Origin of the sequence: Catenulispora sp. GP43, assembly GCF_041260665.1 — a bacterium.
In the GTDB taxonomy this organism is placed as follows: domain Bacteria; phylum Actinomycetota; class Actinomycetes; order Streptomycetales; family Catenulisporaceae; genus Catenulispora.
The window spans coordinates 132,777-146,526 of the sequence record NZ_JBGCCT010000019.1 but is presented as its reverse complement, the minus strand read 5'-3'; the positions used below and the strand labels follow the sequence as shown (position 1 = coordinate 146,526).

The 13,750-nt window shown below is 71.0% G+C and carries 10 protein-coding genes and 2 pseudogenes; 6 read left to right on the top strand and 6 right to left on the bottom strand.

Annotated elements, in window-relative coordinates:
- Positions 1–22: 22 nt before the first annotated feature.
- Positions 23–364 (top strand): annotated as a pseudogene (locus ABH926_RS32990) (TipAS antibiotic-recognition domain-containing protein); the annotation flags it as partial.
- Positions 365–513: 149 nt separating this feature from the next.
- On the opposite strand, the gene ABH926_RS32985 reads toward ABH926_RS32990, so the two are convergent.
- A complete protein-coding gene (locus ABH926_RS32985) occupies positions 514–1,308 on the bottom strand; it encodes an alpha/beta fold hydrolase (protein WP_370369835.1) in 795 nt (264 codons plus the stop codon).
- A 127-nt stretch (positions 1,309–1,435) separates the two neighbouring features.
- On the opposite strand from ABH926_RS32985, the pseudogene ABH926_RS32980 reads away from it, so the two are divergent.
- A pseudogene (locus ABH926_RS32980) lies at positions 1,436–1,972 on the top strand (TetR/AcrR family transcriptional regulator); the annotation flags it as partial.
- 18 nt (positions 1,973–1,990) lie between these two features.
- On the opposite strand, the gene ABH926_RS32975 reads toward ABH926_RS32980, so the two are convergent.
- Genes ABH926_RS32975 through ABH926_RS32965 form a run of 3 tightly spaced genes read right to left on the bottom strand, consistent with a single transcriptional unit; the run spans position 1,991 to position 4,850 of the window.
- Positions 1,991–3,091 (bottom strand): ABC transporter substrate-binding protein, encoded by a 1,101-nt coding sequence (locus ABH926_RS32975; RefSeq protein ID WP_370369834.1) that lies wholly within the window; start codon positions 3,089–3,091, stop codon positions 1,991–1,993.
- Between the two features lie 46 nt (positions 3,092–3,137).
- Complete coding sequence (locus ABH926_RS32970; protein ID WP_370369833.1) at positions 3,138–4,043, bottom strand: ABC transporter permease; 906 nt, start codon at positions 4,041–4,043, stop codon at positions 3,138–3,140.
- A 3-nt stretch (positions 4,044–4,046) separates the two neighbouring features.
- Complete coding sequence (locus tag ABH926_RS32965; RefSeq protein ID WP_370369832.1) at positions 4,047–4,850, bottom strand: ABC transporter ATP-binding protein; 804 nt, start codon at positions 4,848–4,850, stop codon at positions 4,047–4,049.
- Positions 4,851–5,069: 219 nt separating this feature from the next.
- On the opposite strand from ABH926_RS32965, the gene ABH926_RS32960 reads away from it, so the two are divergent.
- From ABH926_RS32960 to ABH926_RS32950, 3 genes are all read left to right on the top strand, one after another.
- Positions 5,070–6,713, top strand: a complete 1,644-nt coding sequence (locus ABH926_RS32960; protein ID WP_370369830.1) for an ATP-binding protein — start codon at positions 5,070–5,072, stop codon at positions 6,711–6,713.
- Positions 6,710–7,426 (top strand): response regulator, encoded by a 717-nt coding sequence (locus ABH926_RS32955; protein ID WP_370369829.1) that lies wholly within the window; start codon positions 6,710–6,712, stop codon positions 7,424–7,426. Before ABH926_RS32960 ends, ABH926_RS32955 begins: the two co-directional genes overlap by 4 nt.
- Before the next feature lie 470 nt (positions 7,427–7,896).
- Positions 7,897–8,232: an RNA polymerase-binding protein RbpA gene (locus tag ABH926_RS32950; protein ID WP_370344021.1), complete on the top strand. Its 336-nt coding sequence runs from the start codon at positions 7,897–7,899 to the stop codon at positions 8,230–8,232.
- Between the two features lie 223 nt (positions 8,233–8,455).
- Here the strand turns inward: ABH926_RS32950 and ABH926_RS32945 are convergent, their stop codons facing one another.
- Complete coding sequence (locus ABH926_RS32945) at positions 8,456–10,756, bottom strand: FdhF/YdeP family oxidoreductase (RefSeq protein WP_370369828.1); 2,301 nt, start codon at positions 10,754–10,756, stop codon at positions 8,456–8,458.
- 171 nt (positions 10,757–10,927) lie between these two features.
- On the opposite strand from ABH926_RS32945, the gene ABH926_RS32940 reads away from it, so the two are divergent.
- On the top strand, positions 10,928–11,656 hold the full coding sequence (locus ABH926_RS32940; RefSeq protein ID WP_370369826.1) for a GNAT family N-acetyltransferase: 729 nt from the start codon (positions 10,928–10,930) through the stop codon (positions 11,654–11,656).
- A gap of 18 nt (positions 11,657–11,674) precedes the next feature.
- On the opposite strand, the gene ABH926_RS32935 is transcribed toward ABH926_RS32940, so the two are convergent.
- Positions 11,675–13,732: a prolyl oligopeptidase family serine peptidase gene (locus tag ABH926_RS32935; RefSeq protein ID WP_370369825.1), complete on the bottom strand. Its 2,058-nt coding sequence runs from the start codon at positions 13,730–13,732 to the stop codon at positions 11,675–11,677.
- Positions 13,733–13,750 lie beyond the last annotated feature (18 nt).

Genomic DNA, 13,750 nt, shown 5'->3' with positions numbered 1-13,750 from the left:
GGATTCCCAGCGCGACTGGGGCGGCACACCGGAGGGCGTGCAGCGCCGGCAGCGGACCGCGCGCTACGGCGAGCAGGACTGGCGCCGCCTGCGGACCGAGCTGGCGGCGATCAACCAGGGCCTGGCCGACGCGATGGCGCGGGGTGTCCGCGCCGCGGACCCGGTCGCAATGGACCTGGCCGAGCAGTTGCGGCAGCACACCGATCGGTGGTTCCACGGCTGCGACCACCGGGCCCATCGCGAGATGGCCGAGCACTATCGGGAGAACCGGCGCAGCGGACGGAACTACGACGAGATGGTGCCGGGGCTCTCTCGGTACGTGCACGACGCGATCGTCGCCAACCGCGAGCGGGCCGGAGGCTGAGCGGCGAGCTGGTGCCGGAGTTCTCGCGGTACGTGCGCGCCGCGATTCAGCGAGCCGCAGCTTGATCGGCACGATGGTGCCGTGGCTCTCCTGCTACGTGCCCGCCGCGAATCAGCGAGCCGTTGCCTGATCGGCGAACCGCCGCCTGATCACCGCTCCGCGTCGAGGAAATCCACCATCGCCGCCACGAACTCCGGCGCCGAAGCCGCCCTGCCGTGGTCCCCGGGCATCGTCGCCTTCATGGCCCGCGGCAGGGCCGCGACCAGCTCGTCGACCGACACCGCGCGCTCGTCCTCGGTGCCCATCGCGACCAGCGTCGGCACCTGCACGCGGACCAGTTCCTCCGCCGGCGTGGCCACCAGCGAATCCAGCGCCAGCATCAGGACCGCCGGGTCGTCGCCGTTCGCGCGCATCCACGCCGCGAACCGGCCCTCCTGCGAGTCCGGGTCCAGCGGCTCCGTCGCATCGACGATCCGCTGCAACATCGTGCCCGCCCCGCCGCTGATGCCGAGCACCTGCCGCATCCCCTGGCCGGCGACCACCGCCCGGCCCGGCGTCGCGCCGCGCACCAGCATGCGCACCACGATGCGGGCGCCGAGCGAGTAGCCGCCGAGGTCGTAGTCCTGCGGCTGGTGGAGCCCGAGGTGGTCCAGGAACGCCAGGGTGTCGTCGGTCAGGATGTCGGCGGGGTAGGCGGCGGCGTCCCGAGGCTTGGCGCTGCTGCCGTGGCCGCGGAAGTCCGGCAGCAGTACACGGAAGCCACGGCCTACGAGCGCTTCGGCCTGACCGTGCCGGATCCACAGTGTCCCGTCGCCCATGGCACCGTGCAGCAGGACCAGGGGTCTGCCTTCGCCCAGCTCGCGGTAGGCGAGACGAACTCCGTCGCCGGTGGTGAAGAAGGACACTGTGAGGTCGGGCGTGAGATCGGGCGTGGGCTCGGACATGTGCGGGAGCGTATACCTGTCGGCGTGACTATCCGGCCTCGGCGAAGTGCGGGTTGGCCGCGAAGGCGGCGTCGTCGGAGCGGGCCAGGCCCAGCACCTGATGGCCGGCCCGGCGGAGGCTGTCCCCATGGCCCGATGGGAACCGAACGCACGCGAACGCCTGGTCCGAGCCGCCGTGGACCTGTTCACCGAGCAGGGATACGAGGCCACCACCGTCACGCAGATCGCCGACCGGGCCGGCGGCCTGACCAAGACCACCTTCTTCCGCCACTTCCCCGACAAGCGCGAAGTCCTGTTCGCCGGCCAGGAAGTGCACGTCCGACTGCTCACCGACGGCATCGCCGCCGCCCCCGACGACGCGACCCCGCTGGAAGCGGTCGGAACCGCACTCGACGCGCTGGCCGACTCCTTCACCGAGGACCGCCGCGGCCTCGGGGCCAAACTCACGGTCCTGATCACCGCCAACGTCGAGCTCCAAGAGCGATCCGTCTACAAGGGCACCGTCCTGGCGGCAGCCGTGGCAGACGGCCTGCGTAAGCGCGGAGTAGCGCGGGCTGACAAAGCCAAAAAGCCGCCGCCTGCCGAGCGAACTCGGCAGGCGGCGGCTCCGGCCCGGGCGAGGGGAGTGAACCCGGGCGCGCTGGGGTCGGCTAGTGGGTCGGCCGACGGTGTGGTCGTCGGCTCAGCCGGTGGGCCCCGCCGGCGTCGTGGTCGTCGTGAAGCCGTCCTCCTGGTTGGCCTTGATCGCGTACGTGTTGGTGAACGTGGTGCCCAGGTTGATCGAGTCGTCGGCGTTGCCGATCAGCTTCTCGGTGGCCAGGACCACCTTCGGACCGCCGGCCGGCATGATGCCGTCGGGCAGGAACTGCCCCTTGTCCATGTTCAGGGCCGTGATGTAGTCGGCCTTGGTGATGGTCGCGTTGCTCGTGTACGACGCCGGCAGCGCGTTGGCGATGTCGGTCGCGGAGTGCGTGTTGATCCAGTGCATGGTGTCCACCAGCGCGTCCACCACGTCCTGCACCGCTTCGGGGTGCTGGTTGACCCAGTCGGTGCGGGCCAGGACGCCGGCGGCGGGCCACGCGCCGCCCAGGGCCTTGTTGGCGCCGTCGGTGGTGGCCAGGTCGATCGCGGAGTAGCCGAGGTTCTCCTTCTCGATGGCGGTGACGGTCGGCTGGGTCGTCATGACGCAGGAGATGGAGCCGTTCTTCAGCGCCGCCAGGGCCGTGGAGCCGGCGCCGACGCCGGTGCGGCTGAACTTGTCCTTGGCGATGCCGGCCTGCGCGGCCAGCAGCTGGGTCAGGGTGTCGGTGCCCGAGCCGAGGTCGGTGACGCCCATCGTCTTGCCCGCGAAGTCCGCGCCGCTGTGGACGTTCGCCTTGGTCGCGCACATCTCGCGCTCGCCCGGCGCGCCGGACAGCTGCACCACGTCCTCGACGTTCTTGTGCTTCATCTGGAAGTCGATCGCGTGGTTGTACCAGGCGCCGGCCATGTCCACCTGGCCGGAGACCATGGCGTCCTCGGCGCCGACGCCGCCGTCCTGCTCGGTGCTCAAGGTGACGTCGACGTTGTGCTTCTTGTAGAAGCCCAGCTGGTCGGCCAGCTTGTACGGCAGGTAGATCTGCTTGTCGATGCCGCCGACCATCAGCGTGACGTGCTGCGTGGTCTTCCCGCCGCCGGAGGAGGCCGAGGCGGAGGAGCTCTTCGAGGACGAGCAGGCGCTCAGGGCGGTCAGGCTCAGGACGCCGGCGGCGGCCGTGATCAGTATCTTCTTCGTTGCGGACACGAGTGGATCGCCTTTCATCGGGGTGAGGGGAGGTGGAGCAGGCGGATCAGACCAGGACGGTCTCGGACTGCACCTTCGGCCGCCAGGCCAGCAGGCGGCGTTCGAGCCGTTCGATGACGAACTCGACGATCAGCACCAGGGCGGCGATCACGAACATGTTCGCGAACACGCCGTAGGGGTCGAAGTTGCCCTGCGCGGACTTGATCAGCAGGCCCAGGCCCTGCTGGGCGCCCAGCACCTCGCCGACCACCGCGCCGACGATGGCGAAGCCGAAGGCGCTGTGCAGGGAGGCGATGATCCAGGTCAGCGCCGAGGGGATGATCACGTGCCGGATGGTCTGCCGGCGGCTGGCGCCCAGCACCTTGGCGTTGTTCAGCACGTTGCGGTCCACCTCGCGCACGCCCTGGAAGGCGTTGAAGAACACGATGAAGAACACCAGGACCGCCGCCAGCAGCACCTTGGGCGTCATCCCGACGCCGAAGGCGACGATGAAGATCGAGCCCAGAACGATGCGCGGGATGGCGTTCACGATCTTGATGTAGGGGTCCAGGACCTGGGCCAGGAACCGGTTCATGCCCAGCCCCACGCCCATGACCACGCCCACGCCGGTGCCGATCAGGAAGCCGTACAGCGCCTCCTGCATCGTGGTCTCGATCTGCGCCGGGTAGGAGCCGAACTCGGTGCCGTTCTGGAAGTAGTCCCACAGCCGGTTCCAGATGCCGGAGGGCTGCGCGTAGAAGAACGGGTCGACCCAGCCCACCGAGGTGAACCACTGCCAGCCGCCGATGATGACCACGGCCAGCAGCAGGCGCGCGCCCCAGATCCTGGCCTTGCGGCGGCGGAAGGCCACGGTGGCCGCGCGGGTGCGCTCGTCCAGGGCCTGCTGGCCGGCGGCCAGGACCTCCTCGTGGGCGGGGCGGGTCACCGTTGCCGAAAGCTTGTCGTCACTCATGCGTCAGACTCCTGCCGTGCGGGCGTAGGCGCGCTCGACCTCGTCGCGCAGCGTGGCCCAGATCTCGTGGTGCAGTTCCAGGAAGCGGGCGCCGAAGCGGATCTCCTGCACGGAGCCGCGCGGCCGCGGGATGTCGATGTCGAAGACCTGCTTCACACCGCCCGGCGAGGACGTCATGACGACCACCCGGTCGGCCAGCGCGATGGCCTCCTCCAGGTCGTGCGTGATGAACAGCACCGAGGGCCGGGATACCTCCCACAGCTGGGTCAGCTCGTTCGACATGATCGCCTTGGTCTGCACGTCCAGGGCGCCGAAGGGCTCGTCCATCAGCAGCACCCGGGGCTCGGTGATCCACGCCGCGGCCATCGCCACGCGCTTGCGCATGCCGCCGGAGAGCTGGTGCGGGTAGCGGTCCTCGAAGCCGGCCAGGCCGACCCGGCGGATCCAGTCCCGGGCCCGCTCGACGGCCTCCTTCTTGCCGACCTTGCGGAAGATCAGGCCCAGGGCGACGTTCTGCAGCACCGTCTTCCACGGCAGCAGGGCGTCGGCCTGGAACATGAACCCGACGCCGTCGGTGATCCCCTCGACCTCCTTGCCGCCGACCCAGACCGAGCCCTCGCTGGGCCGGTCCAGTCCGGAGACCAGCGACAGGGTCGTGGACTTGCCGCAGCCGGTGGGTCCCACGACGGCGCAGAACTGGCCCGGTTCGACGGTGAACGTCACGTCCCGGATCGCGGTGAACACCTCGCCCTTGGGCGTGAGGAACCGTTTGGTGACGTCCCTGATCTCGATCGCGGTGCCTGTCATGGCATCGGTCTCCCTCGCTGCTTGCCGATCACTTGCGCCCCCGGAGCCGATGTGGCGTGCGCCTCACTCCGGCGGGGTGCTGTGAAACTAGGCGCGTCCGGCGGGTTACGTCGCCGTTTCGTGCGCAACCCGCGTTTGCCGCGTTACTCGCGGTTGTGTGCGTTTTGCTCGCCGGGCGGACCCTTGTCTGATCTGCGGAAACAGCACACAATCTGAAAAATGCGACGTGGATCGGGACGACGGCTGAGCAGCCAGATCTTCGTCAGCCAGGTCTCGATCCTGCTGGCGGTGGTGCTGGTGGGTTTCGCGCTGTTCGCGATCCAGGAACGGCGGCAGGTGGACCGCCAGTACATGGACGAGGACCTGCAGATCGCCCAGACCGTGGCCGACACCCCCTCGGTCAAGACCTGCATCGCGTTCCCGTCGTTGGACTGCGACGGCACGCTGCAGGACATCGCCCATCGGCTGCAGCTCGACACCGGGTCCGACTACGTCGTCATCGTCGACAAGTCCGGGATCCGGCACACCCACCCGGACGTCGGCCTGAGAGGCAAGCCGATCGACGAGCCGCTGGTCACCCGGCCCAACGTGCGCATCGACCACGGGGCCGTGGGCACCTCGGTGAACGGCCGGGTGCCGCTGTACGGGCCGCTGGGCGACCAGGTCGGCGAGGTCTCGGTGGGCCGCAGGGTGGCCTCGGTGACCGCGATCTTCGTCGGCCAGCTCCCGGTGTACGCGGCCTGGTTCGGCGCCGCGCTCGGTGTCGGCGCCCTGGCCTCCTACGCCCTGGCCCACCGCCTGAAGCGCCGCACCTTCGGCCTGGAGCTCGACGAGATCGCCAAGCTGCTCCAGGAGCGTGAGGCGGTGCTGCACGGCATCCGCGAGGGCATGATCGCCTTCGACCGGGCCGGCCGGGTCACCATGGTCAACGACGAGGCGCGGCGGCTGCTGGGCCTGCCGATGTTCGGCGGCATCGGCGGCCACCTGGAGGACGTGGTCCCGGCCGGCCGGCTGCAGGACCTGCTCTCCGGCGAGATCGAGGGCAAGGACCAGGTGGTGCTCACCGACGAGTACTGCCTGACCGTGAACCGGATGCCGGTGCGGCTGGCCGGCAAGCCGCACGGCGCGGTGGTGACGCTGCGGGACCGCACCGAGCTGTCCGGGCTGCTGCGCGAGCTGGACAGCGTCACCAGCCTCACCGACGCGCTGCGGGCCCAGCAGCACGAGTTCTCCAACCGCATGCACACCGTCGCCGGCCTGCTGGAGCTCGGCGAGTCCGACGAGGCGCTGCAGTACCTGACCGACCTGTCCGGCGCCGAGTCGGCCTTCGCCGAGTCGGTGCGCTCACGGATCGCGCCGACGGTGCTGGTCGGGCTGATCCTGGCCAAGGCCGCGGTCGCCGGCGAGCGCGGGGTCGATCTGGAGCTGGCCGAGGACACCTGGCTCGGCGACACCCCGGACAAGGTGCAGGCGCTGACCACGGTGCTGGGCAACCTGATCGACAACGCCTTCGACGCGGTGTCCGGGCCCGGAGTGGATCCGGGCAAGCCCGGCCGGGTCCTGGTCTCGATCGTCGAGGACGACGACGGCGTCACGGTCCGGGTCGCCGACAACGGCCCCGGCATCCCGGCCGGTGCCGCCGAGCACGTCTTCACCGACGGCTTCACCACCAAGCCGGCTACGGGATCGATGCGAAGAGGTCTCGGTTTGGCCCTGGTCCACCGTCTGGTGCAGCGGCTCGGCGGTAGCATCGCGGCGACCGAGGGGCCCGGCGCGGTGTTCACCGTGCGGCTGCCCAAGGCCGCCGGGGACCGGGACGCCGACCCGCTGCTGAGCGCCGGAGGAGGCACGAGATCACGATGAGCGCCGCCGCCACCGTCCTGGTCGTCGACGACGACTACCGGGTCGCCAAAATCCACGCCGCCTACGTCGAGCGCACCCCGGGCTTCACGGTCTGCGGCCAGGCGCACTCCGCGGCCCAGGCCCTGGACCTGGTCGCCGCCCTGCGCCCCGATCTGGTCCTGATGGACGTCTACCTGCCCGACGGCGACGGCCTGGCCGTGATCCGCAAGCTGCTGGAGGCGCCGGAGTCGGCGGCGTCCGGCCCGCACCCGGACTTCGTGGTGATCACCGCGGCCCGCGACGTGAACACCGTCCGCACCGCGATGCAGCTCGGCGCGGTGCACTACCTGGTGAAGCCGTTCGGCTACCCGGCGATGGCCGAGAAGCTGACCTCCTACCTGGACCTGCGCCGCCGGATGCGGAGCATGGACGACGCCGACGCGGACGCCGACCAGGCGGACGTGGACGAGCTGTTCGGCCTGCTGCGCGGCCAGCCGGCGCTGCCGGCCCTGCCGGCCAAGGGGCACTCGGCGCCGACGCTGGAGCTGGTGCGCACCGCGGTGCGGGCCGCCGGCGGGGACGTCTCGGCCTCGGAGGTGGCCGAGCGGGTCGGGATCTCGCGGCCGACGGCGCAGCGGTATCTCAGCTATCTGACACGGCACGGGGTGGTGCGGCTGCAGCTGCGGTACGGGGCCACGGGGCGGCCGGAGCACCGGTACTCCGCGCTGGGGTGAGGGCAGGCGCGGAGACAGGCCGGTCGGGCCGCGTCGGTCTCGCTCGGGGCCGGCCGGGCTCGGCTTAGGTCCGGTGCCGGATGGGCTGAATGCCGCACAGCGCGAAGTCAGCGAGCCCCAGGGCGTCTATAACGATTCGGCTGCCCGCGGCACCGGCCACCGCTCGCACACAGTGGCCGCATATGCGTCAGGCGTGGCCGCAATCCCTTGCCCGCCTTCGGATTCCGCATCGCCGACGACGCCGCCCGCACCCGCCCCCACCACGGCCGGCAGTCGCGCTTCGATAACGAAACCCTGACTTCCGCCCCTATTTGTCCGTTTATCGCAGCGCCAAGGCGGCGATTTCCGGCTGGTCCTGCTGAATCGTGCATCAGCACATGCCTACACTGTCTGCACCGCATCTCCACAGGCGCTCGGGCACCTGCGGGGGCAGCGGGGCGTGTAGATCGGAACCCAAGGGAGACCAGACAGTGGCAAGTGGAAACGCGATCCGAGGCAGCCGCGTCGGTGCGGGACCGATGGGGGAGGCCGAGCGCGGCGATGCCGCGCCTCGGGTGTTCGTCTCTTTCTGGTGCGTGAACAAGCACGAGACCAAGCCCTCCTTCGCCAGCGACGCGCAGATCCCCGACACCTGGGACTGCCCCCGCTGCGGCTTCCCCGCCGGCCCGGACAAGGACAACCCCCCGGCGCGCTCACGCACCGAGCCCTACAAGACCCACCTGGCCTACGTCCGCGAGCGCCGCTCCGCCGAGGACGGCGACCAGATCCTGGCCGAGGCGCTGGCCAAGCTGCGCGGCCAGATCTGAGGACCGCCGCTTCGCGGACCCGTGCGAACCCCCGCGACACCGCTCGGCCGGGCCCCACTCGGCTGTCGGGCGGTCACCGCGGGCGGTGACGCCGGGCCCGCGACCGCCCTGAGGCGGTAGAGCGGTAGAGCGGTCGCGCGGTGCGCGGTAGAGGTACCCGGCGCCCGGAAGGGCGTCTTCGCCCCGCCTCCCCGACAGGGAGACGGGGCTTCAGTCATACCGGCTACGGCCGCGCCGCCTCCAACCGCACCACGATCGCCTTCGACGTCGGCGTATTGCTCACCTCAGCCGTCGAATCCAACGGCACCAACACATTCGTCTCCGGGAAGTACGCCGCCGCGCACCCCCGCGCCGTGTCATAGGCCACCACGCGGAACCCCGGCGCGCGCCGCTCGGAGCCGTCGGTCCACTCCGACACCAGGTCCACCATGGCGGCGTCGGCGAAGCCCAGGGCCGACAGGTCGTCCGGGTTCACGAACACCACGCGGCGCCCGGCGTGTATCCCGCGGTAGCGGTCGTCGAGGCCGTAGATCGTGGTGTTGTACTGGTCGTGCGAGCGCACCGTCTGCAGGAGCAGCCGCCCCTCCGGGATCGTCGGCGCCTCGAAGGCGTTGGCCGTGAAGTTCGCCTTGCCGGTGGCCGTGGGGAACGTGCGCGAGTCGCGCGGGGCGTGCGGCAGCGCGAAGCCCGAGCCGCGGCGGATGCGGCTGTTGAACTGCTCGAAGCCGGGGATGACGCGCTCGATGCGGTCGCGGATGCGGTCGTAGTCCGCCGCCAGGTCCTCCCACGGCACCGGATGCTGCGCGCCGAGCACCGTGCGGGCCAGGCGGGCCACTATCGCCACCTCCGACAGCAGCGCCTCCCCGGCCGGGTCCAGGCGTCCGCGCGAGGCGTGCACCAGGCCCATCGAGTCCTCGACGGTGACGAACTGCTCCTGGCCGCCGGCGCCGGCCCGGTCCACCTCCGTGCGGCCCAGCGTCGGCAGGATCAGCGCGCGCCGGCCGCCGACCACGTGCGAGCGGTTCAGTTTCGTGGACACCTGCACCGTCAGCGCCGTGCTGCGCAGCGCCGCCTCCGTGACGTCGGTGTCCGGGGTGGCCGCGACGAAGTTGCCGCCCATCGCGAAGAACACCTTCGCCCGGCCGTCGCGCATCGCCCGGATCGCGTCGACCGTGTCCAAGCCGTGTTCGCGCGGCATCGGCACGCCGAACTCGGCCTCCATCGCGTCCAGGAACGCGTCCTTGGGCTTCTCGTAGATCCCCATCGTGCGGTCGCCCTGCACGTTCGAGTGCCCGCGCACCGGGCACACCCCGGCGCCGGGCCGCCCCACGTGCCCGCCGAGCAGCAGCACGTTCACCACCTCGCGGATCGTCGGCACCGCGTGCTTGTGCTGCGTCAGGCCCATCGCCCAGCACACGATCAGCCGCTTCGAAGCCCGCACCTCGGCGAACGCCGCCTCGATCTCCGTGCGCGAAAGCCCAGTCGCCGCCAGGATCTCCGGCCAGTCCGTGGCGCGCGCGGTCTTGGCGTAGTCCTCGAACCCGTGCGTGTACGCGGCGATGAACTCCTGGTCCAGCACGGTCCCGGGCGCGGCGTCCTCGGCCTCCAGCAGCAGCTTGCCGAACGCCCGGAACAGCGCCAGGTCCCCGCCGACCTTGATCTGCAGGAACCGGTCGGCCAGCGGCGTGCCCCGGCCGACCACGCCGGAGGGGTTCTGCGGGTTCTTGAACCGCAGCAGCCCGGCTTCCGGCAGCGGGTTCACGGCGGTGATGCGCGTGCCGCCGCGCTTGGCCTTCTCCAGCGCCGAGAGCATGCGCGGGTGGTTGGTGCCCGGGTTCTGCCCGACCACCAGGATCAGGTCGGCCTTGCCCAGGTCGGCCAGCGACACCGAGCCCTTGCCGACGCCCAGGGTCTCGGTCAGCGCCGATCCCGAGGACTCGTGGCACATGTTCGAGCAGTCCGGCAGGTTGTTGGTACCGAAGGAGCGCACGAACGCCTGGTAGAGGAACGCCGCCTCGTTGGAGGTACGGCCGGAGGTGTAGAAGACGGCCTCGTCGGCGGAGTCCAGAGCGCGCAGCTCCTCGGCGATCACGCCGAACGCCTCGTCCCACGTCACCGGCCGGTAGTGCGTGGCGTCGGCGTCCAGCAGCATCGGCGTGGTCAGCCGGCCCTGCTGCCCGAGCCAGTACCCGCTGCGCCCGGCGAGCTCGGCCACGGAGTGCTCGGCGAAGAACTCCGGCGTGATCCGCCGCAGCGTCGCCTCCTCGGCGACGGCCTTCGCCCCGTTCTCGCAGAACTCGGCGATGTGCCGCTTGTCCTCCTCGGGCCACGCGCAGCCGGGGCAGTCGAAGCCCTTCTTCTGGTTCAGCCGCAACAGAGTCTCGGCCGACCGCTTGACGCCCATCTGGTTCACCGCGTCACGCAACGCCACCGTGACCGCCGGAACCCCCGCGGCCCAGTCCTTGGCGTGCCCGACGCGCAGGTTCTCGTCTCCGGGGTCGGTGGTCGGCGCCTTGCGGGCCATGTGCGGGCTCCTTTGCCTCTGTCCTGCTTTACCGCTGTGCTTCGGTGCTTTGGTGGTTCGGTGGTTCGGCCCCGCCATTGTCGCGCCACGGACCCCCACGTGGAAATGTCCGGTCCGGCACTATGGTGGGCGTCACTTCGGAAAAGATCGCCGGCAGGGGAGCGGGAGCGCGTGAGGCAGTCGGGTGTGGAGGCCGAGCTCCAGGAGCGCGCGGCCAGGGCGGTGCCCACAGAGTACGAACAGCGCTCCGGAACGTGGTTGCTCCGTCACGCTCCGGGGTGTTCGTGGTGGATCGGTTCGGTGCTACCGCACGGTGACGGCTCGATCGAGGAGGCTGAGGCGTACACGGCAGAGCGCGGCATCCCGACGCTGCTGCAGATGACGCCCGGAGCCGTACACCCCGACCTGGACGCGCAGTTGGAAGCGCGCGGCTACACCCGTCAGGCCTCTGTCTCGCTCCAGATCGCGGAGACATCCCAGGTGCTGGCCCTCGCACCGCGCGGCGCACTCCGGGTGCGGCTGGAGGAACGGCCGACCCGCGAGTGGTTCGACGTCTGGCACGCCGTGGTCGGCGGCGACCCGGACCCACAATGGCGGCTCCTGCAACGGATCCAGCAACCCGCCGCCTACGCCAGCGTCGAACTCGGCGCCGAGACCGTCGCCGTCGGACGCGCGGTCGCCGACACCGGCTGGGCCGGCGCGTTCGGCATGGCGACCCGCCCCGAGGCGCGCGGCAAGGGCGCGGCCGGCGCCGTGCTCGCCGCGTTGGCGGACTGGGCCTCGGTGAACGACGCGCCGCGGATGTACTTGCAGGTCGAGCACGAGAATCCGGCCGCGCTGCGGTTGTACGGCCGGGTCGGGTTCAGCGAGCTGGTCCCGTTCTACTTCCGGGTGAAGTAGGCCCCAGGGCCGCACCGCCTACAACCAGCGGTCGTACCAGGCACGGATCCGCCGAAGGACGTCGAGCTGATGGGCACGCTCGCGAAGCCAATGGCCCTCGCGGGGATACACCACCAACTCGTGCTCGACCCCGAAGTGGCGCAGCGCACGGTGGAAGTGGATCGCCTGGCCGAGCGGAACGTTGGTGTCCTCCTCCCCATGCAGGATCAGCACCGGGGTACGGATCCGGGAGGCGTAGGAGATCGGACTGTGCCGGTCGTGGACATGGGGTCCCGGGCCCTCCCACCCGGTGCTGCCACCGAGCGCCGCGTCGAGGATCCCCCACTCGCCGGTCCCGGCCTGCACGCCCCAGTCGCTGATCCCGGCGCCCATCACCGCGGCCTTGAACCGGTCGGTGTGGCCTATCGCCCAGGCCGCCATGAAGCCGCCGTGGCTCCACCCGGAGATCGCCAGACGCTCGGGATCGGCGACCCCCTGCGCGATCAGCAGGTCGATCCCGCCGAGGATGTCAGTCCACTCCGCACCGCCGACCGCGCCCGCAGCCGTGGCGGCGAACTCGTGGCCGTGTCCGGAACCGCCTCGCGGGTTGGGCAGGAAGACCGCGTAGCCGGCGGTCGCGAGCCACTGCCCGGAGTCCATCGGATTGAGGTTGAACTCGTCGGCATAACGGAAGTAGGGGCCGCCATGCACCATGGTGACCATCGGGAACGGCCCCTCGTCCCGACCCCGGCCGACCGGCAGGATCAGCAGGCCGTCCAACGCGGTTCCGTCCGACGCCCGGTAGCCGAGCCGCTCCTGGACACCCCAGCGGACCGCGCGCAGCTCGGGCCTGGTGTCGCTGAGCCGGACCAGGGCTGCGCCGGCGGCTTCGGCGGGTCCGGCGGGTCCGGCGGGTCCGGCGTGGACGTTCTCGGGCTCGTACGCCGTACTGGCCAGCACGGCGCAGGTTTCCCCGGAGCGGCTCGCGGTGAGCGCGGAGAGGGTGCCGGGCGTGCAGGACAGCCGATGGAAGCGCAGGGACTGCGGGTCGAGGCGGTACAGCGCGGTGTCGAGCCCGTCGGCGAACAGCGCGAGCGGCGGGCCGTCCGCGACCTGCGCCAGCTCGGTCGGGCAGACGGACATGCCGGCGGTGAGGTCGCGGTGTTCGGCAGCCGGGTTGATTGCCTGCCCGCCGCTCGCCTGCCTGCCGCTCGCCGCTGCGCCGTTCACCGGCAGGCCGGTATCCATCACCGCGAGCCCGCCGATCAGGTGCACGGGGGACACCGCCAGATGAGCCAGATGCCAGATCCCGTCGTGCTTCCACCAGACCGGCGACTGAGCCTCGGCCCCGACCGGACCCAGATCCTGCACCGCCGCCGACCCCAGGCCGACCACATGCAGTTCCGCCGTCAGCACCCCGGGATCGATCTCAGGCGTGGACCAGCTCAGCACCGCCAGCGCACCACTATCCGGACGCTGAGCCAGCCCGACCACATGCCGGTCGCCGAGCCCGTCGACAGTGCGCAACACACCGGTCTGAACGTCAAGCAACCGCAACCGGGTCACCGGAAGGTGCCGGCCCCAGACCTTGACGTCATCGCCCTCTGCTTCCCGGCCTTCATCCTCAACGAGCACGGCGACCGTACGGCCGTCGGAGAGCGGACAGTGGTCGGAGATGCCGCCACGCCACCTGGTCAAGGCCTCAACCTCGCCGCCACCCTCGCTGCCACCCCCGCCGGCGTCCAGCCGGACCCGCTGAAGTTGGGCAACGCCCTGCTCTGCGCAGTCAGAGGTGAAGAAGACAGAGGCCGAATCCGGCGCCCACTTCGGCGCGAGCTCCATGGCCCCGCCATCGGTCAGCCTGCGCGCCGACGTGCTGCCGTCGGCGGCGGCGACCCAGATGGACCCATGCGAACGCCCGTCCTCTCCGCCGTTCGCGACCACCGACCAGACGACCAGGCGCCCGTCCGGCGAGACGACCGGCGCCACCGCCGCGGCCGCGTCCACCACCAGCTCAGCGGTCAGCGGCACGGTCGGTCCGATCGGTCCGGTCGGCACAGCCGGCCCGGACGTCGGCTGCGTCGCGCGATCCTGCATACGGACTGCCTTTCGCTC

Coding starts and splice junctions, on each gene's coding strand:
- ABH926_RS32955 (WP_370369829.1), top strand. CDS start 6,710: ATGAGCGCCGCCGCCACCGTCCTGGTCGTCGACGACGACTACCGGGTC.
- ABH926_RS32945 (WP_370369828.1), bottom strand. CDS start 10,756: ATGGCCCGCAAGGCGCCGACCACCGACCCCGGAGACGAGAACCTGCGC.
- ABH926_RS32965 (WP_370369832.1), bottom strand. CDS start 4,850: ATGACAGGCACCGCGATCGAGATCAGGGACGTCACCAAACGGTTCCTC.
- ABH926_RS32960 (WP_370369830.1), top strand. CDS start 5,070: ATGCGACGTGGATCGGGACGACGGCTGAGCAGCCAGATCTTCGTCAGC.
- ABH926_RS32970 (WP_370369833.1), bottom strand. CDS start 4,043: ATGAGTGACGACAAGCTTTCGGCAACGGTGACCCGCCCCGCCCACGAG.
- ABH926_RS32985 (WP_370369835.1), bottom strand. CDS start 1,308: ATGTCCGAGCCCACGCCCGATCTCACGCCCGACCTCACAGTGTCCTTC.
- ABH926_RS32935 (WP_370369825.1), bottom strand. CDS start 13,732: ATGCAGGATCGCGCGACGCAGCCGACGTCCGGGCCGGCTGTGCCGACC.